General features: G+C 40.8%; 24 protein-coding genes. 17 read left to right on the plus strand and 7 right to left on the minus strand.

What is annotated here, in order from left to right; all coding sequences use genetic code 11:
* Positions 1 to 19: 19 nt before the first annotated feature.
* Both LBYS_RS02270 and LBYS_RS02275 read right to left on the minus strand, forming a co-directional pair.
* Complete coding sequence (locus LBYS_RS02270; protein ID WP_013407288.1) at positions 20 to 886, minus strand: DMT family transporter; 867 nt, start codon at positions 884 to 886, stop codon at positions 20 to 22.
* The gene (locus LBYS_RS02275) at positions 876 to 1,661 is read right to left on the minus strand and encodes a TatD family hydrolase (protein WP_013407289.1); all 786 of its coding nucleotides are present in this window, start codon (positions 1,659 to 1,661) and stop codon (positions 876 to 878) included. Before LBYS_RS02275 ends, LBYS_RS02270 begins: the two co-directional genes overlap by 11 nt.
* Positions 1,662 to 1,955: 294 nt before the next feature.
* On the opposite strand from LBYS_RS02275, the gene LBYS_RS02285 reads away from it, so the two are divergent.
* Together LBYS_RS02285 and LBYS_RS02290 are read left to right on the plus strand one after the other, a co-directional pair.
* A complete protein-coding gene (locus tag LBYS_RS02285) occupies positions 1,956 to 3,302 on the plus strand; it encodes a Gfo/Idh/MocA family protein (protein WP_013407290.1) in 1,347 nt (448 codons plus the stop codon).
* Positions 3,289 to 3,789 carry a GNAT family N-acetyltransferase gene (locus LBYS_RS02290; protein ID WP_013407291.1) on the plus strand — a complete coding sequence of 167 codons (501 nt, stop codon included), beginning with the start codon at positions 3,289 to 3,291 and terminating at the stop codon, positions 3,787 to 3,789. The genes LBYS_RS02285 and LBYS_RS02290 overlap by 14 nt, the downstream gene beginning before the upstream one ends.
* Here LBYS_RS02290 and LBYS_RS02295 read toward each other — a convergent pair.
* Entirely contained in the window at positions 3,781 to 4,317 is a 537-nt protein-coding gene (locus LBYS_RS02295; protein WP_148225747.1) for a hypothetical protein, read from the minus strand. The genes LBYS_RS02290 and LBYS_RS02295 overlap by 9 nt on opposite strands.
* Before the next feature lie 201 nt (positions 4,318 to 4,518).
* Here LBYS_RS02295 and LBYS_RS02300 point away from each other — a divergent pair, with 201 nt between their 5' ends.
* A complete protein-coding gene (locus tag LBYS_RS02300; RefSeq protein ID WP_013407293.1) occupies positions 4,519 to 5,763 on the plus strand; it encodes a YeiH family protein in 1,245 nt (414 codons plus the stop codon).
* On the opposite strand, the gene LBYS_RS19725 is transcribed toward LBYS_RS02300, so the two are convergent.
* Positions 5,752 to 5,883, minus strand: coding sequence for a hypothetical protein (locus tag LBYS_RS19725; RefSeq protein WP_262494817.1), 132 nt, complete (start codon positions 5,881 to 5,883; stop codon positions 5,752 to 5,754). The two genes, LBYS_RS02300 and LBYS_RS19725, sit on opposite strands and share 12 nt — an antisense overlap.
* Before the next feature lie 368 nt (positions 5,884 to 6,251).
* On the opposite strand from LBYS_RS19725, the gene LBYS_RS02305 reads away from it, so the two are divergent.
* The 5 genes from LBYS_RS02305 (at position 6,252) to LBYS_RS18550 (ending at position 10,039) form a co-directional block, all read left to right on the plus strand.
* Positions 6,252 to 7,784 carry a ligand-binding sensor domain-containing protein gene (locus LBYS_RS02305; RefSeq protein ID WP_041823387.1) on the plus strand — a complete coding sequence of 511 codons (1,533 nt, stop codon included), beginning with the start codon at positions 6,252 to 6,254 and terminating at the stop codon, positions 7,782 to 7,784.
* Positions 7,785 to 7,985: 201 nt separating this feature from the next.
* On the plus strand, positions 7,986 to 8,615 hold the full coding sequence (locus LBYS_RS02310) for a triple tyrosine motif-containing protein (protein ID WP_041823388.1): 630 nt from the start codon (positions 7,986 to 7,988) through the stop codon (positions 8,613 to 8,615).
* 231 nt (positions 8,616 to 8,846) lie between these two features.
* Entirely contained in the window at positions 8,847 to 9,458 is a 612-nt protein-coding gene (locus LBYS_RS02315) for an ATP-binding response regulator (protein WP_041823389.1), read from the plus strand.
* Positions 9,459 to 9,463: 5 nt separating this feature from the next.
* The gene (locus LBYS_RS02320) at positions 9,464 to 9,826 is read left to right on the plus strand and encodes a response regulator transcription factor (protein WP_041823390.1); all 363 of its coding nucleotides are present in this window, start codon (positions 9,464 to 9,466) and stop codon (positions 9,824 to 9,826) included.
* A 6-nt stretch (positions 9,827 to 9,832) separates the two neighbouring features.
* A complete protein-coding gene (locus LBYS_RS18550) occupies positions 9,833 to 10,039 on the plus strand; it encodes a helix-turn-helix domain-containing protein (RefSeq protein ID WP_083794527.1) in 207 nt (68 codons plus the stop codon).
* Here LBYS_RS18550 and LBYS_RS02325 read toward each other — a convergent pair.
* Positions 10,004 to 11,395: a hypothetical protein gene (locus LBYS_RS02325; RefSeq protein WP_013407294.1), complete on the minus strand. Its 1,392-nt coding sequence runs from the start codon at positions 11,393 to 11,395 to the stop codon at positions 10,004 to 10,006. The two genes, LBYS_RS18550 and LBYS_RS02325, sit on opposite strands and share 36 nt — an antisense overlap.
* Positions 11,396 to 11,509: 114 nt before the next feature.
* Here LBYS_RS02325 and rbfA point away from each other — a divergent pair, with 114 nt between their 5' ends.
* From rbfA to LBYS_RS02345, 4 genes are all read left to right on the plus strand, one after another.
* Entirely contained in the window at positions 11,510 to 11,884 is a 375-nt protein-coding gene (gene rbfA / locus LBYS_RS02330; RefSeq protein WP_013407295.1) for a 30S ribosome-binding factor RbfA, read from the plus strand.
* 80 nt (positions 11,885 to 11,964) lie between these two features.
* Positions 11,965 to 13,095 carry an ABC transporter permease gene (locus LBYS_RS02335; RefSeq protein ID WP_229310446.1) on the plus strand — a complete coding sequence of 377 codons (1,131 nt, stop codon included), beginning with the start codon at positions 11,965 to 11,967 and terminating at the stop codon, positions 13,093 to 13,095.
* Positions 13,092 to 15,545 (plus strand): M1 family aminopeptidase, encoded by a 2,454-nt coding sequence (locus LBYS_RS02340; protein ID WP_013407297.1) that lies wholly within the window; start codon positions 13,092 to 13,094, stop codon positions 15,543 to 15,545. The genes LBYS_RS02335 and LBYS_RS02340 overlap by 4 nt, the downstream gene beginning before the upstream one ends.
* Positions 15,526 to 16,539, plus strand: a complete 1,014-nt coding sequence (locus LBYS_RS02345) for a radical SAM/SPASM domain-containing protein (RefSeq protein WP_013407298.1) — start codon at positions 15,526 to 15,528, stop codon at positions 16,537 to 16,539. The genes LBYS_RS02340 and LBYS_RS02345 overlap by 20 nt, the downstream gene beginning before the upstream one ends.
* A 77-nt stretch (positions 16,540 to 16,616) precedes the next feature.
* Here LBYS_RS02345 and LBYS_RS02350 read toward each other — a convergent pair whose 3' ends face one another.
* A complete protein-coding gene (locus tag LBYS_RS02350) occupies positions 16,617 to 18,938 on the minus strand; it encodes a RecQ family ATP-dependent DNA helicase (RefSeq protein ID WP_013407299.1) in 2,322 nt (773 codons plus the stop codon).
* Between the two features lie 152 nt (positions 18,939 to 19,090).
* Between LBYS_RS02350 and LBYS_RS02355 the strand changes: the two genes are divergently transcribed.
* The 3 genes from LBYS_RS02355 to LBYS_RS02365 all read left to right on the plus strand — a co-directional run bounded on the left by LBYS_RS02355 (position 19,091) and on the right by LBYS_RS02365 (position 21,989).
* Positions 19,091 to 20,065, plus strand: a complete 975-nt coding sequence (locus LBYS_RS02355; RefSeq protein ID WP_013407300.1) for a KpsF/GutQ family sugar-phosphate isomerase — start codon at positions 19,091 to 19,093, stop codon at positions 20,063 to 20,065.
* Positions 20,066 to 20,076: 11 nt separating this feature from the next.
* Positions 20,077 to 21,681 carry an L-aspartate oxidase gene (gene nadB, locus LBYS_RS02360; RefSeq protein WP_013407301.1) on the plus strand — a complete coding sequence of 535 codons (1,605 nt, stop codon included), beginning with the start codon at positions 20,077 to 20,079 and terminating at the stop codon, positions 21,679 to 21,681.
* A gap of 83 nt (positions 21,682 to 21,764) precedes the next feature.
* Positions 21,765 to 21,989: a PspC domain-containing protein gene (locus LBYS_RS02365; protein ID WP_013407302.1), complete on the plus strand. Its 225-nt coding sequence runs from the start codon at positions 21,765 to 21,767 to the stop codon at positions 21,987 to 21,989.
* Here LBYS_RS02365 and LBYS_RS02370 read toward each other — a convergent pair whose 3' ends face one another.
* Positions 21,990 to 23,198, minus strand: coding sequence for an NADH-quinone oxidoreductase subunit D (locus tag LBYS_RS02370; protein WP_013407303.1), 1,209 nt, complete (start codon positions 23,196 to 23,198; stop codon positions 21,990 to 21,992).
* 29 nt (positions 23,199 to 23,227) lie between these two features.
* Between LBYS_RS02370 and LBYS_RS02375 the strand changes: the two genes are divergently transcribed.
* Complete coding sequence (locus tag LBYS_RS02375; RefSeq protein ID WP_013407304.1) at positions 23,228 to 23,791, plus strand: hypothetical protein; 564 nt, start codon at positions 23,228 to 23,230, stop codon at positions 23,789 to 23,791.
* A gap of 4 nt (positions 23,792 to 23,795) precedes the next feature.
* The gene (gene epsC, locus LBYS_RS02380; RefSeq protein ID WP_013407305.1) at positions 23,796 to 24,608 is read left to right on the plus strand and encodes a serine O-acetyltransferase EpsC; all 813 of its coding nucleotides are present in this window, start codon (positions 23,796 to 23,798) and stop codon (positions 24,606 to 24,608) included.

A 24,608-nucleotide genomic window follows, 5' to 3' on the forward strand; every position in this document is an offset into this window, starting at 1 on the left:
ATCAGATTAAGCCGGGGTATCACCTCGGCTTTTTTTCTATACCCATATATAAACCGGCTAATACCATAGCGGTGCCTGTCCAGGTGTACCAGGTTAATGGTTCCTGTAGGAGGATATTGGCATAAATAAATCCAAAAATAGGGCAGAGGAATAAAAAGAAGGAGGCTCTCACTGTATCTTGTTTTAAGAGATATAGCCAAAGTTGGACAGCGCCAATAGAAACCGGGAAAATTAACCAAAGTATACTGGTCCAAACTATAGAATTCCACTGATTTGCCCCGTCTACATGGAAGTACCAGGTTAAGGGGAACATTAAAACACCTCCTAGGAATACTTGCCATCCATTAATGGTGATTCTGGAAAGATTCCATTTTATTTTCGAATAATACAAGGTACCTACAGAATAGGATAACATGCTAAGGAAGATGAGAAATAAGCCTCGCGGAGTGGCTTGATGATTCTCCCAAAGAGGGTAACAGGCAAGTCCTACTCCTGCAAAACCCAGAAGAAGTGCCATCCACTGTTTGGATTTGAGGCTTTGTCCTAAAAATACAGTAGAAAGTGCACTGATGATTAAGGTATTGGTAGATGTGGCTAAACTTCCAATCCCTGCAGATATTTCCCTCAAAGACAGGACAAATAGGCTTAGGTACAGCGTGGTGTTTAGGCCACCGAAAATGATGAGTTGGACCCATTCTTTGCCTTTTGGAAATCTATCCTTTGTGATGATCAGAGAATAGGCAATTAAAAGTACACCTGCCAGGAAGAATCTGACCTGGAACATGGCTAAAGGTTCTATGTAGGGTAAGGCTATTTTTGCTGCAGCTGATGCAGAAGCCCACAGGGCGGCAAATAAGATGCCGAGCAGGAAGAATCTATAATTCATTTATCAGTTTCTTGGCATTTTCTGTGGTTTGGGCCTTAATGATGTCCTCTGAGCAAGCATAGATTTCACTTAGCTTTTTTACCACTAATTGAAGATAGGAAGGCTCATTTCTTTTTCCTCTGAAAGGTACCGGTGCTAGGTAGGGAGCATCTGTTTCAAGTACCAGGTGTTTTAAGTCTATTTCCCCTAGCCATTTGTCAATCCCCCCATTTTTAAAAGTGGCTACTCCTCCGATACCTAATAAGAAGTTAAGGCCAATGACCCTTTGAGCTTCCTCCAGATTTCCCGAGAAGCAGTGGAAGATTCCTCTTAGTTGCGGCCAATTGAATTCTTCGATCAGTTCGCAACATCGCAGGATGGCATTCCAGGAATTGTCCTTAGAATTCCGAGAATGTATACAGATAGGGAGATTGTATTTTTTTGCCCATTCTAATTGGGTCATAAAGGCTTCTTCCTGTTCTTTTACGAAAGTCAAATCCCAATAGAAGTCTAAGCCAATCTCCCCAATCATGATGAACTCTCTCTTTTCAAGTTCTGCTGCTGCCGTTTTTAACTCTTCTACATAAGTCTCGTTTACATAGGCAGGATGCAGCCCCATCATGGGTCTACAAGCATCTGGAAATTGTTCTTCAGAAGCATAAAGGGCTTTGAGGGTTTCTGAACTGCAGTTGGGCATCCAGATCTCCTGAATTCCTAGTTCTTTTGCCCGACTGACGATCAGCGCTCGGTCTTCGTCAAAGCTTTCGTCGTAAATATGCGCGTGCGTTTCTATCATGGTAGCGCAAAATTACAACTGGGATTCGCATCTTAGATTTTATGGGGTAGTGAAATTTTGCTTGGCTCATCTTTATAGAAGATTATTTAAGCCCTCTATCAACTATATGATTTTTTGTCAAAAGATGAAGAAGAGCGATATGGTAATTCACTTGGTTGATTTACACGATATTATAATATGGCGTAAGACTTGGTTTAATAAGAGCGTAAACGGGGCTTAGGATAGGAGATTTAATATTTTTATTTGTAAAAATTAGGGCTTGCCGTATCTTTAGCGCAAAATAACAAATCTTAAATGAATAGGAGAAACTTCATCCAGACTACCGTGGCCGGTTCCACTTTGCCGTTCATTGGTAATGCTATGCACAACGACAAACCCAAACAAGACAAGGTTAGATTAGGATTCATCGGAGTAGGACTTCGTGGAAGGAACCACCTTACTGTAGCCATCAACAGTGATGACGTAGAGGTAGTGGCTATTTGCGATATAGATCCGGACGCAATTGCCAAATCTCAATCCATGATCAAAAAGGCAGGAAGAAAGGAGGCCGTGGCGTACTCTAAAAACGAGGTGGATTATAAGAACCTTTTAAAACGTGACGACATAGACGGAGTAGTGATATCTACCCCATGGGAACTGCATGTGCCTATGAGTGTGGATGCCATGAAAGCGGGAAAATATACAGCGGTGGAGGTTTCTGCTACGGTAACATTGCAAGAATCCTGGGACTTGGTAGATACTTTTGAAGCTACTGGTTCTCACTGCATGATCTTAGAGAACGTATGTTACAGGAGGGATGTAATGGCTGTTCTGAATATGATCAGGAAGGGTTTGTTTGGAGATATCCAATATGGACACTGCGGTTACCAGCATGATCTTCGTGAGGTGAAGTTTAATGATGGTAAACAAGCTTACGGTGGTGGTGTAGAATTTGGAGAGAAAGGTTTTTCCGAAGCTAAATGGAGAACTCAACACTCTATAGATAGAAACGGGGATCTTTATCCTACACATGGATTAGGACCTGTAGCGCACTGGATGAACATCAACAGGGGAAATAAATTCAATTTCCTAACTTCGATGGCCACCAGTTCAAAGGGGCTACATAAATATATCGTAGATAAGGGAGGTCAAGATCATCCTAATGCAAAGGTTAAGTTTAAGTTGGGAGATATCGTAACCACCAATATCCAATGTGAGAATGGAGAGAATATCGTGATCATTCATGATACTAATTTGCCTCGTCCTTACTCTTTAGGCTTCAGAGCTCAGGGCACAGAAGGAATCTGGATGGACGATAATAAGTCCATTTATTTAGAAGGCAAAAGTCCTGCTCACCGTTGGGAGCCTTTTGAAAAATATCAGAAGGAATATGATCATCCTTTGTGGAAGAAGTTTGAGGAGAATGCGAAGAATGCAGGACATGGTGGCATAGATTACTTCGTAATGCGTGCATTTATTGAAAGTATCAAACGTAGGGTGGCACCACCTATGGACGTATATGATGCTGCGGCTTGGTCTGCAATCAGTCCTTTATCAGAATTGTCAATAGCCAGAGGTAGTTCTCCGGTAGAAATCCCGGACTTTACTCGAGGTAAATGGAAGACGAATAAGCCCATATTTGGATTGAATGATGCCTATTAATTATAGAACGGCTGATATCAAGGATTTAGCGGGGATAGTGGAAATTTATAATTCCACTATCCCTTCTCGTTTGGTTACAGCCCATTTGGAACCTGTGAGTGTGGAAAGTAGGGTGGATTGGTTCCGTTCTCATACCCCGGAAAAGTATCCTCTTTGGGTCATAGAAAGTGAAGGTAAGATGTTAGGATGGTTAGGCTTTCAGCCTTTTCATCCTAGACCTGCATACGCCCCTACCGCTGAGATTAGCTTGTATTTGGCACCTTCTGCCAGAGGTAAGGGTTTAGGTTACCAGAGCTTACAATTTGCCCTTGAAAAAGCACCAGAATTTGGAATACAAACCTTGATAGGCTTGATATTTGCGCATAATGAACCTAGTATTCGTTTGTTCGAAAAGGCCGGTTTTGAGGAATGGGGATACCTCCCTAGAATTGCTCATATGGATGGAATTCGCAGGGGGTTGAAGTATTTTGGAAAGGAATTAATATAAAACCTTTCCACTTACTACAGTGGTGTCCGCGTCAAACCATAAAAGCTTTTGGACGGTATGGATATTATAGGAATCCAACTTCTCATCTTTTATGCGAAGTAAAAGGTCGCCGTAGGTGGTGAAAAAATAGTTTTCGGAAGTTCTTATGGCATGAATCTCCAGGTCAGTGCTGTCTTGGGATACGGATAGGATTTTTACCGGCAGATTTTCATTTGATTTAAGAGAATAGGTGATCATCTGTCCTGCTCTGGTCGAATCATAACTTCCTATGAAGGAGGATTTGTTAATATCAGCATCCAGGAAGAGTTTAAGTTCTTTTTCCCAGTCCATATCTTCTACCATTCTTTTCTCTTCGGCTCTTCCGTACTTCCACAGTTTCACTACCTTAGGTTTCTCTTGGCTTAGCTTGGAAATAGTGTTTTCTATCACCCCCCTAGTATCAAAGTAGTGTAGTTCTCTGTCTATAGGATTGTTTTCCTTAGTACATTGCAGAAAGAGCAAGGAGGCGAGTAGTATAGATTTTTTCATGTGCCTGGAAAAAATGAGGAGTACATTGGCACTCCTCCTTTCTAAGTTCATTGAAACAAATAACCTGAAACAGGATATCGGTTCCTACATAATCATTAAACCGGTGTAAAGATACAAGGATTTTATATAAAAATCTAAAGTCGGTGAGGATATAATTTCGTTTGTCCGTATTTTACCAAGCAATTATTTAACGCATTATAGATGAAAGAAAATAGACTTAGATTTAGTGAAGACTGGGTAGTAGTGATAGCAGGGTTTATCCTCATTTTTGCTATCCTTTTCGGGCTTAAAGTTGATTCTCCAACTTACAAATGGGCCTCTTGGTCCGAATTAGTGGGGAAAGTACTGAGTGCAGGTAATTTGGTCAAGATGGTTTGGCAATGTTTGCAAGTCACTGTGGTGGGTATTGTAGCTATGATTCTATTAGGGAAGCCATGGAGGTCTTTCGTCCAAGGTTTTATTTTGATATTTGTTTTGTCAGTCTTAGCACAAGTGATGGCTGGTAATGCTTTGGTTCAAGAATACAATCTAGAAGCTGTGATCTTTAGTTTGTTGATCGGTTTAGTTATCAATAACTTTTTCGGGGTTCCACAAATTCTGAGGGATAGTATGCAGAGTGAGTTGTTTGTGAAGATAGGATTAGTAATGCTAGGAACCACTATCATATTTGGAGATATCTTAAAGGCAGGTGCATTAGGTTTGGTACAAGCATTGGTGGTAGTGCTTTCGGTCTGGTATTTTGCTTTTTGGTTGTGTAAAAGAATGAAGATCGACAAAGAGATGTCTTTGATGATCAGTAGTGCAGTGTCCATTTGCGGAGTATCGGCGGCTATAGCTACTTCCGGAGCCATTAAAGGGGATGGTAAGAAACTTTCTTATGTGATCTCTTTGGTCCTGATCACTGCTGTGCCCATGATGATCTTTATGCCTTATATCGCTGAATACTTTAATTTATCCCAGGCCGTTACGGGTGCTTGGCTAGGCGGTAGTATAGATACAACAGGTGCGGTGGTGGCTTCTGGTTCTTTGGTGGGAGAAGAGGCTTTGGAGATCAGTACCATTATCAAGTTTTCTCAAAACGTATTGTTAGGTCTAGCCGCTTTTGCCATAAGTGTGTATTGGTCAGTTACTCAAGCCAAAGAGAAGGAGGAGAGACCCACTTTAGGTGTGATTTGGGATAGGTTCCCGAAGTTTGTCATCGGATTTTTAGCGGCTTCTTTATTGTTTTCCTTCGTATTATCGCCGGAATCTGTGGCTAGCTATAAAGGGGGTATTAAAAGCTTACAAGGGGTTTGGTTCTCTTTGGCATTTGTGAGTATAGGTCTTGAGACAAACTTCAAGCAACTGTTTGCTCAGGAAAATAAAAAACCTTTAGTAGCTTTTTTAGGGGCTCAAACCTTTAATGTCATCATCACCTTGATCATGGCCCTGATCTTATTCTCCTGAAAGAGCAGGTGCGGTAGGTACTATTTTTAATTTCTCCATATTCTTTTTGCTACTGGAAATGGCGAAATAGATGCAGCCTAAAAGGACGATGAACAAGATTCTTTTAAAGTCGGATTTCATAATTCTCTTCTTTTGAAAGTCAGCCCCGATGTCGTGGTTTTCGGGGCGACTAATCTTCAACCTATTTAATTGTACCTACGTAAGGAACGGAGACGGCCCCGTTCCTTCACCAGTTGTGTATATAGTCAGCGGTAAGGCTGAAAAGTGAGTAAGTTTCTCTTAAACTCATGAGTAGTTTTAAATTCTTTTTTCGTAATATGTCCTACTGATTTCCATGCAAGTTTAGTTTATCTGTTATTGAGACGTAGAGAATATCCTAAAGATGTAGGGAGAAAATCTTGAATATTTGTAAAGCATTGATAGAAAGTTTTTTAAGTTGTGTTGATTGTATAAAGTAGTTAATTTGTTAGCAATTTCTATTAAAATATTTGAATAATAGCAAGGTATTTAATAATTTTTTTCTGTTTATCGTGCCCCATTATTCATGGAGTACCGAGCCATTTCGCCATTTTACTTTTGAAGACGGTCTTCCCACTAACAACATTATTACTTTTACTCAGGATTATGATGGTTTCAAGTGGGTAGGTACGGTTAGAGGAATTTCGCCATTTGATGGAAAGCGTTTCCGCACCTATATGTTCGAACCAAATGGGGTAAATCATGCCTTCATAGCAAGCTTATATACGGATAAAGCAGGTAGAATAGGGGAGGGAAATCCTCAGGGCGTACTCTTGTACAACACTGATCTAGACAGGTTTGAACATGTTCGTTATAAGGGGGAGCTTTTGGGGCATACTTATGCATTTGTGGAAGATGATGCAGGTGGTTTATGGATAGGAGGAGATAAAGGACTTTACTATAGAAAGGCCTCAGGCCAAATCGAAAAGATCCCCTTTCATACTACGGGTAAGCATATAAAGGCTTTAGTTAGGGAGGCGGATGGAAAGCTCTGGATGGGCACAGACGCTGGTCTCATTTTATTAGACAAAGGGAATGTTAGTACCTTTCTCCCTTTTCCTGCAGGACCCATGCACCGCAATTGGATACAGGCTCTGCATAGTGATGCCAATGGAGATATATGGGTGGGTTTACATGGGGAGGGATTGCCAAAATTTGAAGTAAGGCAGAAAAGATTTACTTTTTATCCCAATGTAGTGCATCCGGTGGTTCGTTGCATTACTCCAGACAGGAATGGAAGATTGTGGATAGGTACACTGGGAGGAATTAGTATTATGGACCCACAGTCGGGGAGAATGGCAAGCATTTTGCAAAATCCGGAAGATCCATACCGTCTGAGTAGTAATGCCATCTATGGTATTTTTATGGATCAAGTGGGATCTATGTGGGTGGCTTCCTACTTTGGAGGTATAAATCTTAGGGAAGCTTACGGTACCCCCTTCCGTGTGTTGGCCTATGGAGCACTTCACTCGAAAGTGGTTACTGGAATGGTTCAAGTGAAGGAACATGAACTATGGATAGCCACAGATGGGGGAGGTCTGCATAGATGGAATAAAAAAGAGGGGACTCTACGTGTCTTGAAGCACTCTGATAAGGATCCCAATAGCCTCAGTTCTAATTTTATAAAAACTCTTTATAAGGACAAGGATGGTTTCCTGTGGATAGGAACGTATAAGGGAGGGATAAATGTACTTCGAGCAGATGAGCATAGTTTTTCACATTTTCGGCCCAACCATTCTACCACCGCCATTAATGAAGTAACCTGCTTTGCTGAAGATGAACGTGGACATCTTTATGTCACTGCGAATTCCGGAGTTACCAAGTATAAAAAGAATGGTGGGGTGTTATCAGATTCCACGCTAATTGATAGGCCGGCAACTGGGTATAATCTTTTCCTGTTTAAGGACTCAAAAAAGAGAATTTGGGTCACAGGGGCAAATAGCTTGGGGTATTATTTAGACGGTAAACCCATAAAAGTAGATTCCACACATTACTTCACGTGAATAACTGAAACTAAGGATGGGGAAGTGTGGGTAGGTGGTGAAATCTTGGCCAAATTTGACGGCAATAAGTTAGTAGAGTATCGGGCAGATTTCCTGTAGGATTTAGACGTTCTTGGCATACTTCAGGGTGATCAGAATGATTTCTGGATCAGTACTAGCAAGGGATTAGTGCATTATTTCCCTACTTCAGAAGAGTACAGAATGTATACGTACGAAGATGGATTAGCGGGGACAGAATTCAATTATTATTCTTCCTTTAAGGATAATCAGGGGCTTCTTTATTTCGGCGGATTAAATGGATTTACTTATTTCCACCCTCAGGATATCAAAGTAAATCCCATTGTCCCTCCTTTATACTTTATTCAAATTCGATGGAAGGACAGTACTCTTTTCTTTCGCTCCCAAACTCAATCCCTCTCCTTCTCGCACGATGAGAATACATTTTCAATAGACTTTGCATTACTTAATTACATCAAGCCAAATAAGAACCAATACAGATATAGATTAAAAAACTACGATCAAGACTGGATTGATACCTTTGAGCCAACTGCTATCTATACCAATTTACCCGCTGGGAATTATATTTTCGAAGTTCAAGGAGCAAATAACGATGGAGTATGGATTGAAGTGGAAGTCTTGAAGTTTAAAGTGAATCCCCCATTTTGGAAAACATGGTGGGCTTACACCCTGTATACATTGGCTATCTTAGCATTGATTAGCTTTATTTTGCGCTACTTCTTTCTTAAGGAACTTTTTAAAAGAGAGGAAAAAATGAGCCAGGCGAAGCTGGATTTCTTTACGTACCCTTCCCATGAAATCAGAACACAGTAGACCCTCATTTCTGTACCCTTAGAAAAGCTCTCTCAAAGGCTCAAGTCTGATACAGATGTTAGCGGACAATTAGACCAGATTAAACATCAAACCTCTAGGCTGACGCATCTGGTAAGAGAACTTCTGGATTTTAGGAAAGCGGAGCCTCAAAATCTACCTCTTCTGCCTAAAAGGATAAACCTACAACCCTTTCTTAAAGAGATTTGCTTAAGCTTTGAAGAAACAGCGAAGTTGAATAGGATTCATTTTTCTTATCAATTGACCTCAGTTGAGGCCGTGGTGGATCCCAGACAATTGGAAAAGGTCTTTTTTAATCTGATTTCAAACGCTATTAAGTTTACTCCTGCAGGTGGAAAGGTAGTTGTAGACATGATGCTTAAGCAGGAAGCCGTAGAAATTAGGGTTAAGGATAGTGGAAGGGGTATACCTGAGAAGGATTTGAATAACGTTTTTGCGCCCTTTTTTCAAGTAGGAAATCATGGAAACGGGCACGGGATAGGACTGGTGCTTTCTAAGCAGATTGTAGAAGCACATCAAGGAGAGTTAGTCTTAGAAAGTGAAGAAGGAAAAGGTACGAATGCGAAGGTTGCGTTTCCGTGTTTCGCTTTGACGGAGATCCTGGGTCCCGTTGAAGAGAAATCAAGCAAAAACAAGATCCATCTATTAGTGGTAGAGGATCATTCAGAATTGAGGGACTTGGTAGCGGAAGCTCTAAAAGATCAGTACCGTGTTACAGCCTGCTCAAACGGAAGAGAAACCTTAGATTTAGCGGTGGAAGTTGTGCCAGATTTGATTATTTCTGATGCCTATAATGGACGGATTTCAACTCTGTCAAGCCCTTAAAGAAGATGAACGATCATATTCCGGTGATCCTTCTTACGGCTAAAAGCACTACGGCTGAACAGGTGGAGGGTTTAGGGCATGGAGCAGATCTGTATTTAACTAAGCCATTTAGTCAACATGTACTTCAATTAAGCGTGAGGAATATGCTTAGTCAGAAGGAGAAATTACGACAAAAACTTAATCGGGATCTGGCATTTTTGACGCTTGGTGGAGAAAACAAAACGGCTGAGGTGGCGGATACCTCTTTTCTTCATAAACTGGCAGACGAAATTCGAGCCAATCTTGATGATCCTCATTTTAACGTAGATGTTCTGGCCCGAAAAGTAGGAATGAGTACCCCCGTCCTTTATAAAAAAGTGAAGGCTTGAACACAGATGTCAGTGAATGAATTTGTGAAGATACAGAAGTTTAGAAAGGCTGCAGAACTACTTACACAGACTTCTATGAGCGTATTTGAAGTTAATTTGGCTGTAGGGTTTGAAGACCGAAAGTATTTCAGTAAAGAATTTAAAAAGTACTTTGGTGTATCTCCTGCTGACTTTACTTCAACGAAGCTCGTAGATTCCGGAGCCTTTGAATAAGTATTGTTTCTGTAAGCTAGGAATGTGTCTGAATACTTCAGGCATAACTCCTTCTTCATCTATGATGATCTCCGGCATGTCTTTGCTGAAGTTATTATAGATATTAGCCAAACTGAGGTAATTTGAGGGGTTTTCGAAGTCTTTGCGAGCCAGGTTCCAACTCAAATATCCCGTCGCCATAGCATTGTATTGGTAGGCATCTATGTTTCTGCCTGTGATGTAAATTCTTTTTCCGGGAAATTGGGTATTCACTTCTTTGACTCTATAATCTTGTAGTAGATCTGAAGATACTCCCAATATATTTTTAGCTCCTATGTATGAGATGAAGATCAACAAGCCAAAGAAGCTAAGGAACAGGGTTTCTAATATGAATAGTTTCTTTGCATGTACAAAGAACCCTGCACCGTAGAATGCTAAAGGAATGATAAAATAGACTAGATTAGACGGCAGGTATTTCCCGGAAATCAAAAAGGCGATCAAAGCAAAAATTCCTAAAATAATCAAGGACTGGTGTGAGCGGTTCTGAAAACTGTTGTAACGTTGTCCTGTAATTACCTTTAAAACCCCTACAAGTGAAAGAATAACAGGCAAGGTATATACAATCAAGATATCCCTAATATTTAATAAGGTCAAACGAACGAAGCTATTGAAGTTGAACAGCCAAACTTCCGTAAAATCGGCTCCTTTGTCATTGATATAGAAGAAGATATACATGAATAGCACCGGAAGGATGAAAGCCAAAGTCACCATAAAGGCTTGTCGGATATTAATACCCGTATATAAAAACAGCACCAATAATGCCCAAACGATAAACACAAAAGTGGGATGATGGAATAATACCGCCAGCCCGAAGAAGATACCAGCTTCAAATACATCATCACCTACACTATCTCTTTTTTCAATTTGAGCCAATACGGCATTAGTACCTAGAAGTACAAAGGTGTTAGCCAGAAGGGCAGGGGATAATTTCATGAGATCAAAGGAAATACTCGTGAGTATCACATACATCAGTGCCCCAATGTAGTTCTTCTCATTGAAGAGGTTTCTTTTATTGATCATGAAATTGAAGATCAAGGCCTGCACATAGATCAGAGCTGAAGCAATGCCTTGGTATGCCCATTGGTTCTGGCCGAAGGTAGCATCTACCAATTGATAGAAATAAGAGGAAAGAGGAGCCACCTGAGTTAGAACTTCGTTATACAGAAAGAGGTTCTCATTCAACTTTCTTCCCACCAGCATCCATTCCAGTTCGTTATACAACAAAGGGACTTGAAAGAAAAGGACCCGTAAAGCCACCACAATGGCTAGAATGGATAGGATCTGAAATACAGAGTATATTCGGAAAAAGGTTAGCAAGGTACTTTTCTCATTTTTATGCAAAAATATGGTGGTGAAGATGCTTATCCCAAAAAATAGCCGGATATTTGTATATTAAAACCGTCCTTTAGTCTAGGACAAATTAGTAGTAGTATGGAAAGTAAGCGGCAGAAGCAGGTGGCTCGCCTCATCCAAAAGGATTTAGGAGAGATTTTTCAAAGAGAGTTCCGCTCATTGTTTGCGGGAAATTTTGTAACCATCACGGATGTGAAGGTGTCTCCTGATTTGAGCGTAGCTAAAGTTTATTTGAGTTTTTTGAAGAACCATAATAGGGAAAGCCTATTGGAGGAAATTAAGGAGCAGACTAAAAAGATCAGAGGAATGTTTGGTATGAAAGCCGGTAAACAACTTCGGATCATTCCGCATTTTAGTTTCTTCATTGATGATACTGCAGAATATGCGCAGAAGATAGAAGAGTTATTTGCTAACATTCATATTCCGCCTGCTGAAGAAGAAGAAGATTCATGAATCTATCCTTTTTTATTGCGAAAAAATATTTTTTATCAAAGAAAAAGCGAAGTTTTATCCACTTCATTTCTTTGATTTCTATGTTAGGGGTAGGCATAGGTTTGGCTGCCCTTATCATCATTTTATCTGTCTTTAATGGCTTAGAAGATCTAAATAGAGAGATCTTTAAGTCCTTTGATCCAGATCTAAAAATCAGTGCCAAAACCTCTAAAAGCTTTCATCCGGATGCTGATTTTCTGCAAAGAATTAGATCCACAGAAGGCGTTGCATACTGTACGGAGGTTTACCAAGACAAGGCCTTAGCCAAGAACCAAAGGGCTCAAACCATAGTAGACATCAAAGGAGTAGATACTACTTTCGCCTTGAATAAGGACTTTCAAAAAGCCTTAGTGGGTGGAGAAATGAAGGTTTATGTAGGTCCCAGAGCCGCTGCCTTTATAGGTGCAGGAGTTTACAATACTTTGGAGTTAACCGTCAATGATTTCTTCAAACCTATTGAATTGTTGTATCCCAAAAATGAGAAACTAAATGCCCTAAATCCGGAGAGTAATGTGAACAGGGTATCCCTTGAGATCTCAGGCGTTTTTCTTTTGGAGCAACATTATGATAATTTTGTCTACCTTCCCATTGAAGTTATGGAAGATTTAAACGAACAGGTAGGTAGAAGAACCTCTCTAGAAATTAATATACAGCAGGGCAAAGATGTTCAAAGGATAAAGGCCGCATTGAAAAAGTTTCTTCCGGAAAACCTGCAAATTCAGGATAGAGACGAACAAAATGCGTCTCTTTTGCGTGCTATTCGTATAGAAAAGCTGTTCATTTTCATTGCCTTGATCTTTGTGGTAGGAATTGCAGCGTTCAATATCTTTTATGGATTGAGCATGTTAGTTCTAGACAAAAAAGATGATATAGCCACACTGTCAGCTATGGGGGCGAATCCCCAATTGATCAAAAAGATCTTCTACGTAGAAGGCTTTATAATTTCCGGGGTAGGAGTGCTCCTGGGTTTAGTTCTAGGTTTAGGTACTTGTTTTCTGCAGATGCAGTACGGGTTTATAGGCTTAGGAATGGACCATGCCATCACAGAAGCCTATCCCGTGAGAATCATGCTTGCAGATATTGTAGGTTCAGTAGCCGGTATTATTTTGATTACTTTCTTAGCTTCTCTCATTCCGGCGAATAAGGCAGCTAGTTTTATGTTAAAATCATGAAAAAGTTATTTCTCTTCCTTTTTGTGCCAATACTTTCCTTTGCGCAGCAAAGGGAATCACAAGAAATTCTATTTAACCTGCTCCATACGGAGTTACATCTCGAGCCTAGATGGGAGGATCAAACCTTGAAAGGTAAAGCAATACTCACTTTGAAACCTCATTTCTATGCTCAAAGTACTTTGATACTAGATGCAAAGGAGATGCAGGTGAAGGCAGTGAAGCATGGAAATAATGCCCTAACCTTCAGAAATGATGGACGTAAACTAAGTATATCCTTAGGGAAGACATATACACCAAAGGATACTTTGAAGATAATTATTGATTATGTAGCCCAACCTGAAAAGATAAAACCTATTCCGGGTGAAGAGAATAAGAGTGAAAAAGGACTGTATTTCATAAATCCTCTGGGTAAGGTCAAGGGGCTGCCTACCCAGTTATGGACCCAAGGAGAAACGCAATGTAACAGCGGATGGTTTCCGACCATTGATGCTCCCAATCAAAAACATACACAAGACATCTTCCTAAAGGTAGACAAGAAATATACTACCTTGTCTAACGGAGTGCTGGTTAGTAGCACGGATGCTGGTAACGGTTATAGGATTGATCATTGGAAGCAAAAGCTGCCTCATTCCGTCTATTTGACCATGATAGCGGTGGGGGATTTCGTAAAGGTCGTAGATCCAAATTTCAAACGTTTCGAAGTTAGCTATTATTTGGAGCCGGAATATGCTCCACACGCATTGAAGATCTTTGGTAGAACACCTTCCATGATTGAATTTTTTGAGAAGATTTTGGGCGTTCCTTATCCTTGGGAAAAGTATGCTCAGATTCCTATCCGGAAGTTTATTTCCGGAGCTATGGAAAATACTACAGCAACCACTCACGCCATTTCTGTGATGAAGAATCCTAACCAACTGGTAGACGCGAACGATGACGCCGTTATAGCGCACGAGTTGTTTCACCATTGGTTTGGAGATCTGGTAACCTGTGAATCCTGGGGACATTTGCCCTTAAATGAGGCTTTTGCTAACTATTCGGAATTCTTGTGGGCCACTCATTATTACGGGAAAGATGAAGGAGACTATACCTATTTAATGGATCTACACTCCTATCTGTCAGAATCCCAATCGAAAAAGGAATCTCTGATCCGTCACCATTATGGAAACAGCGAAGAGATGTTTGATGCTCATTCCTATCAAAAAGGAGGCAGAATTCTACATACTTTAAGGGAAGAGATAGGTGACGATGCATTCTTTGCCAGCCTTAACAAGTATTTAACCCAGCATGCCTTCCAAACCGTGGAAGTTGAAGACCTGCGAATCGCTTTTGAAAAGACCACAGGTAGAGATTTGAAATGGTTTTTTGATCAGTGGTTTAAGTCGCCCGGGCATCCTCAAGTAGTGATAACTCATCAAAAAGATACTAAGCAACTAAGATTAAAGGTGGACCAAATACCTGATTCCACCGGATTAGCTTACTTCAGAGTTAGGCTTCCTGTGCGGGTGTTTAGCGGAAGCTCAGTAAAAGATACGGTTCTGCACTTAGATGCCCCTAGTAATACCTATGATATTCCGCTCCAGGGAGAATTAGTAAATTTTATTCCTAACCCATCAGGTTACTTCCCTGGCATTGTGAAAGACGACAGGGGTCTAAGTCACTGGATTCATCAGTATGACAACTCCAAAGAGATGTTTGCGCGCCTATATGCTTTAGAAAGTGTAGGGATAGTTCAAGAAAATCCTTTGGAATCAGAAGAAATAAGAAAGGTATATATGAGAGCCTTGAATGATTCTTTTTGGAGGATCCGGCAAGTGGCAGTGAATGCTTTCAATGATTATGACGGAGACGATTTCCTTGCTATAGAAAAGGTATTGGAAGATAAGATACAGAACGATCCTTCCTCTAATGTGAGGGCAGAGGCGTTCTTAAGTGTTAGAAATTTCCAAAATCCTAAGCATCTGGAAATGGCCCGTGCCGCTTTGAAAGACACTTCTTATGCTGTACAGGCTTCTGCTTTGGAACTGCTTTTTAATGCTGATGTAGAAGACGGGATGGAGATAGCTAAAGCCTACGAAAATGTTCATGATGGAGGGATATTTGGGGTTTTGGCCAGCTATTACATTGGTAAGCAAAAAGAGGGGGTAGGCGAATGGCTATTGCAGAGATTGAGTCTGATGGAAGGACTGGAATTGTATCAATATGTGGGTCTTTTGGCTTCCCATTTAGTTTCTGCAGGCGAAGAGGAGATGAATAAAGCTCTTCCTTTCCTGGAAGAAGTTGCGCTAAATGAACCTGTTTGGTATGCAAGAATGAATGCAGTGAGGGTTCTAATGACTATTAAAGACCTTTCGCCTAAGGCCGCTAGTTTATTAGAAAAGGTTTTAAAAGAAGAGACAGACGAGAACTTGGTGCCTATTTACAAGCAATTCAATGTGGAGGGACAAAATTAATTTTCTATCTAAGCTAACTCCCAAACGAGTAAGTAATGCTTTGGGTTTGGTTTCGTCTTTTGCCATGTCCAGATGGAACAAGTCGGCTCAGGCGAAGTACCTCCCTGTAGCTCTAGCGGTAGAACCTACCACTTCTTGTAACCTAAGATGTCCAGAATGTCCAAGTGGCTTGAGATCTTTTACCCGTCCTACGGGTATGTTGCGCAAGGACATGTTTGAAAAGCTCATGGATGAGATAGGAGATACTTTAATGTATCTTACCTTTTATTTTCAGGGCGAGCCTTACCTGCATAAGGATTTTCTAGGGATGGTAGAAAAGGCTACGAAGAAGGGGATCTATACCTCCACTTCTACGAATGCTCACTATCTTCATTATGATAATGCCTTAGCTACGGTAAAATCCGGTTTAGATAGGCTGATCATCTCCATTGACGGCACAACACAAGATGTCTATACCCAGTATAGGGTAGGAGGTAATCTGAATAAGGTATTAGAAGGAACAAAGAATATCATTCGAGCAAAAAAAGAGCTCAACAGTAGAACTCCGCACGTCATCTTCCAATTTTTGGTAGTTAAACCAAACGAACACCAAATGGCCGAAGTGAAGGCACTAGCTAAAGACTTAGGTGTAGATGAACTAAGATTCAAAACCGCTCAAATCTACGATTATGAGAATGGATCAGAACTCATTCCTGAGAACGACAGATTTTCTCGTTATCAGCGTGTAGGAGAGGGGAAATGGGCTATCAAGAACAAGCTGATAGATCATTGTTGGAAGATGTGGCATTCTGCCGTAGTGACCTGGGACGGGATAGTGGTTCCTTGTTGCTTTGATAAAGACGCGGAATACAGGATGGGTAATGTCTCAGAAAAATCCTTTAATGAAGTATGGTTTTCTAGTACCTACACCAAGTTCAGAGCCCAATTAATCAAAGGACGCAAGCATATCGAGATGTGCAAGAACTGTACGGAAGGGACTAAGATATGGGGATAATTTTCTATTTTGAATCCCTTTTTTTTTAAGGGGTTCCAAAAGAAAATCGGCTGCCTTTTGAGCAGCCGATTTTCTTATTAGTTAGCCATTTCGGAGATGAACTTGATTCTCATCAATCTCAATTCCTCTTCGGTGACTTCTTCTTCGTAATCTTCGAATTCCTTTAATGCGGCTCTGATATCATCAGATGAGGAGGTCATGAAGTATTCGTAGATGTCCTGTTGTTTCTCCTTATCTATGATCTGATTAATGTAATAATCTAAGTTCAATTTGGTGCCGGAGAAGCAAATGGATTCGATCTCAGAAATGATCTCTTCCGCTGACATTTCTTTGGCTTCTGCAATGTCTTCCAGGTCAATCTTACGGTCGATTTGTTGGATGATGAATATCTTCGTCTTAGACTTGTTCACGGTAGTTTTTACCATCAAGTCATGGGTAGTCTCGATCTCGTTATCTTCAACGTACTTGTTGATCAAGTCCAGGAAGGGCTTGCCGAATTTCTGCACTTTACCCATACCTACACCATTCACCTGTGCAAGTTCATTCGCATTTGAAGGATAGGTAGTAGCCATTTCTTCCAGAGAAGGGTCTTGGAATACTACGTATGGAGGTACATTCTTTTCTTTGGCAATCTTCTTTCTAAGGGATTTCAACAATTCCAATAGAGCCTGGTCAGCCGCGCCGGAACCGGATGCACTTCCTGGCGTTTGTTGAAGATCATCTTCTCCGCTTCCTTCGGTTTCATCTAAATCGTGATCCTCGTGGAAGGTGATGCTATACGGGTCATTCAGGTAGTTCATGCCCTTTTGGGACACTTTTACTACACCATAATTGTCTATGTCTTTTTCCAGGTATCCAAACACCATCAATTGTCTGATGATAGATACCCACTTGTCGGAAGCAGAAATCCGACCGTCAGCATTAATATCGGCCTTCGGTTTCTTGTTGACTAAGATAGTATCTTCGTCATCCTCTTCTTCTTCTTCTTCGAATTTGTCTTCCAGATTGAAGTATTTCAATCCTTTTCCAAACATTTCAAGCTTGTTATGCTCATAGCTAAGAATGGCAGGATTGTCTTTGGTATTACCGGTCAAAATATCGGCAATGTGGTTAGCGGAGAAGCGTTGTTCGGTCTTAAGAATGGTCTTGATCACCAATTCTACTTCCTCCTTACCTTTGAACGTTTTTGTAGGCTTTTTACAGTTGTCGCAGAAACCGCAGTCCTTTTCCATCTGTTCACCGAAATAGGAAAGCAACTGTCGTCTTCTACATACACCTAAAGAAGAATAAGCCACCATTTCCATCAGGAGGGCCTTTGCATTATCTCTTTCGGTTACGTTCTTATCTTTATTAAATTTTTCCAGTTTAGTGATATCGTCCAAAGCATAGAACATCAAGCAAGTTCCATCAATACCGTCTCTACCGGCTCTACCTGTTTCCTGGTAATAACCTTCAAGTGATTTTGGAGCATCGTAGTGAACTACGAAACGAACGTCCGGTTTATCAATACCCATTCCAAAGGCGATGGTCGCCACCACGATGTCACAGTTTTCATTCAAAAAGGCATCCTGGTTTTTCATTCTTACCTCCGGATCTAGACCCGCATGGTAAGGAAGAGCTTTGAAGCCGTTTACATTCAAAAGTTCTGCAATCTCTTCTACTTTCTTTCTACTCAAACAGTACACAATACCGGATTTGCCACGGTTTTGAGAAACGAATTTGATCAGTTGCTTCTTAGCATTTTGCTTTGGTCTAACTTCATAATACAAGTTAGCACGGTTAAAAGAGGTTTTGAAGATGACTGAATCATCCATGTTCAAGCTCTTCTTGATGTCTAGCTGTACCTTTGGAGTAGCGGTAGCAGTAAGGGCTACTATAGGTAGAGCGGTGTCAATGTTTTCAATGATATCTTTGATCTTACGATATTCCGGACGGAAGTCATGTCCCCATTCAGAAATACAGTGCGCTTCATCTACGGCTACGAATGAAATCTTAGCTTTCTTTAAGAACTCCAGATTATCTTCTTTAGTAAGAGATTCAGGGGCTATGTACAAAAGTTTACAAACACCTGAGATGACATCATTTTTCACTCTGTTCATCTCTGATTTATTCAAGGTGCTGTTTAGAAACTGGGCATTTATTCCATATGCAGTCAACTGATCCACCTGGTTTTTCATCAAGGCGATTAAAGGTGAGATCACGATAGCTGTTCCTTCTAGTACAGTGGCAGGCAACTGGTAGCATAAAGACTTTCCGGCACCTGTCGGCATTATGACGAAAGTGTTCTTGCCAGAGATAACGCTTTTGATGATTTTCTCCTGTTCTCCTCTAAAGTTATCGAAGCCGAAAATCTCCTTAAGATTTTGCTTCAATCTTTGTTCTACTGATTCTGAAATCATGTTTTAAACTATGACTTTTATTCGATATCTGTTAAAGTATGGCTAATTTACTAAAAATAAAACTTCCTAAATAAATTCTCAGAAAAATATTATTTGCGAGAAGTTTTCGGATTTATAGAGCTAATTTTGTGCTCATAAACGAGCTCTAAAAAGTGGAGACGAAAGTAGAAAAAAATATTATTGATACCGCCAAAAAAGTTTTGGCAGATGAATCAGAGGCTATTAAATCTTTGATAAGTACAATTGGTTCTGAATTTGAAGAGGTAGTAAATCTGATTTTGAATTCAAGAGGTAAAGTAGTGCTATCTGGAATAGGAAAAAGTGCTATTATCGCTCAAAAAATTTCAGCTACTTTAAACTCAACCGGACAAAAGGCGGTATTTATGCACGCAACTGATGCCGTTCATGGGGACTTGGGGATTATAGATGACGAAGACGTTATCGTGATTTTGTCCAAAAGTGGTAATACGCCCGAGTTAAAGGTGCTGATTCCTTTGATCAGAAGATTGCCTAATAAGTTAGTGGGAATGGTTTCAGATCTGGATTCTTTTTTGGCTCGTAATTCTGATTATGTACTGAATGCCCATGTGAATAGAGAGGCTTGCCCTATGAATTTGGCGCCTACTACCTCTACTACGGTTTCCTTGGCTTTGGGTGATGCTTTAGCTGTCTGTTTGTTAGAGGCCAGGGGTTTCACTAAAAGGGATTTTGCTAAGTATCATCCTGGTGGTTCACTCGGAAAGAAATTGTATTTAAAAGTATCTGATATATATCCTAATAATGAGGTTCCTATAGTGAAGGAGGAGGCCGGTATGGAGGAAGTTATACTGGAAATGACCTCCAAGCGTTTAGGTACTACGGCTGTAATCAATGAAGAAGGACATCTGACCGGTATTATCACGGATGGAGATTTAAGAAGAAAATTAAGGGAAAAGGTAGATGTTTTTTCTCTAAAAGCTTTAGATTTGATGAGTCGGAATCCCAAGGTTATCCGTAAGGATGACTTTGCGGTTAATGCCCTGAATCTTATGCAAGAGTTGAGTATTACTCAGTTAGTGGTGGCAGAAAACCAAAAGGTTCTGGGCTTTGTGCACTTGCACGATTTGCTTCGTGAAGGGCTAGTTTAATGAAGGAATTTATGCGAACAGTAGATTTTTTAGTCATTGGATCTGGAATTGCGGGGCTTAGTTTTGCCTTAAAGGCGGCCAAAAAAGGAAAGGTGTTGATCCTTACAAAAGTAAATGCAGATGAGACCAACACGAAGTATGCTCAAGGAGGTATAGCTTCCGTTTTCGACCCGGCCACAGATTCTTTTGATAAACATATACAAGATACTCTTATAGCTGGAGACGGCCTATGTGATAGAGAGATTGTTGAAATTGTAGTGTCTGAAGGCCCGGATAGAATTCGGGAACTGATAGATTATGGCACCAATTTCGATAAGATGGAAACCGGCGAGTATAATCTGACTCGAGAAGGTGGTCATTCGGAAAATCGCATCTTACACTACAAAGATATTACCGGTTGGGAAATCGAGCGTGCGCTTCTAGAGGAAGTGGCCAAGCATGAAAACATCGAGATTCTAACGCATTATTTTGCTGTAGAGGTGATTACTCAGCACCATTTGGGAGAAAAAACGAACGGTAATGCCGAATGTTACGGAGTTTATGCTTTGAATGTCAATACCATGGAAGTAGAAAAGATACTTTCAAAGGTGACCGTCATGGCTTCCGGAGGTGCAGGTCAGATCTATTCTTCTACCACTAATCCTATCATTGCTACGGGTGATGGGATTGCTATGGTGTACAGGGCAGGAGGAGAAGTGAGAGATATGGAGATGATTCAGTTTCATCCTACTTCTCTTTACAATCCGGGTACCTTCCCAAGTTTCTTGATAACTGAAGCCGTGAGAGGCGAAGGTGGAGTGTTGAGAGATAAATTTGGAAGGGAGTTTATGTATGACTATGACGAGAGAGGTTCCCTTGCTCCCCGTGACATCGTAGCCCGCTCCATAGACGCAGAAATGAAGAAGTCAGGAGAGGAGCACGTATGGCTGGATATTACACATAAACCTAAGGAGTTTATTCTACAGCATTTTCCTAACATATATGAAAAATGCCTGAGCATAGGGATAGATATAAGCAAAGACTATATACCTGTTACCCCTGCGGCACATTATTTGTGTGGTGGTATTAAAGTAGATGAATTTGGTAGAACCACTATCAAGAATCTATATGCCTGTGGTGAGTGCTCTTCTACCGGACTACATGGCGCGAATAGACTGGCCTCCAATTCTTTATTAGAAGCGGCGGTTTTCGCGCATAGAATCGCAGGTTCTGCACTGGAGATAGTGGATCAATTGGATTTTGAAACCAAAGTTCCGGAATGGAATGAGTTCGGAGCGGTACAAAGCAATGAAGAGATTTTGGTTTCCCATAATACCCGAGAGCTGCAGAAGATGATGTCAGATTACGTAGGTATAGTGCGTTCTGATTTCCGTTTAGACCGGGCTGAAACACGTATGAAGATGCTGAGGGACGAAACGGAGGAGTTTTATCGAAAGACTAAACTGTCTGTGAAACTTTGTGAGTTGAGAAACTTGATTCTTTGTGCGCAGATGGTGATACAGTCGGCTAAAAAGCGCAAAGAGTCCAGAGGATTACACTACAATACGGACTATCCTTATAAACTAGGAGGAAAGCCGGAGAATACCGTTTTGGGGAGGCATTTATCAGCCTCCTAAGGTTTGAATTTTAGGAAATTTTATGATTTATTTGTTTCATTTTCAGGAATAATACTGAAATTTGTAGCAAGTTCTGTAAGGATATGGATAAGCTTAAGTTTCTATTGGAAAGTAATATGTTTGGCGTCTGCTCGAAAATAGGGCAGAAGCTTAACTTTTCAGCCTCTTCGATCAGGAAGTATTTTATCTATGCTTCATTCTTTACTCTGGGGTCTCCTGTGATTATCTATCTGGTTTTGGCTTTTTGGATGGAGATCAGGAAGACCATTAGGAATGCTAATCACCCGAGCGTTTGGGAATTAGAATAATTACCTATCCACTTCTCCCATAACCAGGTCCAATGAACCTACAATTGCAATCAGGTCTGCCATCAATATGTTCTTCGAAAGAGCCGGCAGGACAGAAAGGTTATGGAAGGAGCACGCTCTACATTTCACCCTGAGGGGAGTATCACTTTTACCGTCTGTTCTGAAGAAGAATCCCAATTCACCCTTAGGGTTTTCTGCCCTGACATAGAAGTCCATGGCTTTAGGGCGGATTTTCTTTGGTACCAAAGCTTGAGGATCAAAGTCACGAGTCCTTTTGTGTTCTTTTAATAGCTTCTCTAGGCACTGATCTATTATTTTTAGGGATTCAAAACATTCCAGTAACCGAACATAATTACGGTCCCAAGAGTCGCCCACCTTTCCCATCTTACCTTCTCCTACAGGAATATCAAAATCTAATTCCGGATAAACAGAGTATCCATCTACTTTTCTAAGGTCATAGCGAAGTCCCGAACCTCTGAGAACGGGTCCTGTACAGCCATAATTGATGGCCAGATCTAAAGGTAAGACACCTACTCCGGCAGTCCTATTGATGAAAAGGTGGTTGTCTATGATAATTTGCTGCAATTCTACCAGTTTTGGGCGGACATAGGCTGTGAATTCCTTACACTTCTCTTCAAACCCCACCGGAAGATCATAGAAAAGTCCCCCAATCCAAATGTAATTGTATAGTAAACGTCCTCCCGAAACCCATTCTAACATACGTAAAATGGTTTCTCTGTCGCGGAAAAGCCATAAGAAGGGTGTTTGCGCTCCAATATCTAAGGCATAGCTACCAATAGCCAGGAAATGAGAAGCGATTCTATTCAATTCTGCTACTAGCACTCGAATGTACTCTACACGCTGCGGCATTTGCAGATCCAGCATTTTTTCCACTCCCATAACATAAGCATGTTCTGAGTTCATAGATGCTAGGTAATCCAGACGGTCTACAAACGGAATCACTTGAGGGAAAGGTAGAGATTCTGCATGCTTTTCAAAGCATCTGTGAAGGTAGCCTAAATGCGGAACTACTTCCTTAATCAGTTCACCGTCAGTTTTAACCTCCAAACGCAGTACACCATGGGTGGAAGGGTGCTGAGGACCTACGTTTAAGATCATTTCCTCCTCAGCCAAATCTTCCTCCTTAAATTTAAGGGGTTCGGATTCTGTTAAGTATTCCGTTTTATATTTGTACTGAATTTTCTGCATGTTACAAATTTAAATAAAATGCTGTCGGGATGCATGAAATAGAGCCATTTTATAATTGGAACAAGTACTACCAACCGTATAAAGATCGAAAAGGACCTTTTTATGGCAAGGAACAGGCGGAGTACTATGAGAATGCGGTGTACGGGTATGTTATTCATCCTGATTGGGATTTTATTGGCTCAGAAACTCTGTACATCAAGGTTTTGATGGTGAATTATAGCTTGAAGTACGCGGTTATTGAACTGATGGGAGAGTGGAATGATACTTTGCATAATGATGTGATGTATCTGAAGAGAACGGTGGTAGATAAATTGGTGAAAGCAGGCATTCAGCATTTTATTTTGATTGGCGAAAATCTTTTTCAGTTTCACGGAGGGGAAGATGATTATTACGAGGAGTGGTTTGAGGATGTAGAATCCGGTTGGATAGCCCTTTTGAATATCCGAAAATTCGTGATGGAAGAGCTGGAGAAGTATAAGTTAGATTATTATTTGCATTTTGGTGGTACCTTGCAAATGGAAAATTGGCGCACATTAAAACCTGATGTCTTCTTTGGGCTGGTAGATAGCTTAATACAAAGGAGACTCAACTAATACCATGGATAAGAAATTTATTGAATTCCTCTACAACAAGCATCAGAATGTTCCGGATATTCCGCCTTCTAAAGATATTACAGCCTGGGCATTACGCGTTTTTGATCTGCTTTTCCCGGAAAGGAGTAAGGACTTCTTCCGCAGTGCAGATGAGGTGGAAGGAGAATTTTGGAATATAGGGAATGATTTAAAGGCCATATTGAATGCTACGGCAGAATGTAGGAATTGTGGTTCTGAAGAGAAATCCAGAGCATTTGTAGATGGAATTCCGGAATTGTATAGGATCTTAAGTACGGATTTAGACGCCATTTTAAAAGGTGATCCTGCGGCTAAGTCTATGTATGAAGTGATACGAGTTTATCCAGGCTTTTTCGCCATCTTTTTCTATAGAGTTGCTCATGCTCTACATCAATTGGAGATAGGATTTATTCCAAGGATTTTAACGGAGTACGCGCATTCTAGGACAGGTATAGATATCCATCCTGGGGCGAAGATTGGTGAGCATTTCTACATTGATCACGGTACGGGTGTGGTGATCGGTGAAACCACATTTATAGGTAAAAATGTAAAGATTTACCAAGGGGTGACTCTGGGAGCGTTATTCGTGGAGAAATCTCTGGAAAATACGAAACGTCATCCTACGGTGGAGGATGATGTGATCATCTATGCCGGTGCTACGATACTTGGCGGAAATACGGTCATCGGTGCAGGAAGTATCATTGGAGGTAATGTGTGGTTGACTAAAAGTGTGCCTGCCGGCTCTACGGTTTATCACAAGCCGGAAATTCAAGTGATTTCAAACGAAACGACAATATAA

Source organism: Leadbetterella byssophila DSM 17132 (genome assembly GCF_000166395.1).
Lineage (GTDB): Bacteria > Bacteroidota > Bacteroidia > Cytophagales > Spirosomataceae > Leadbetterella > Leadbetterella byssophila.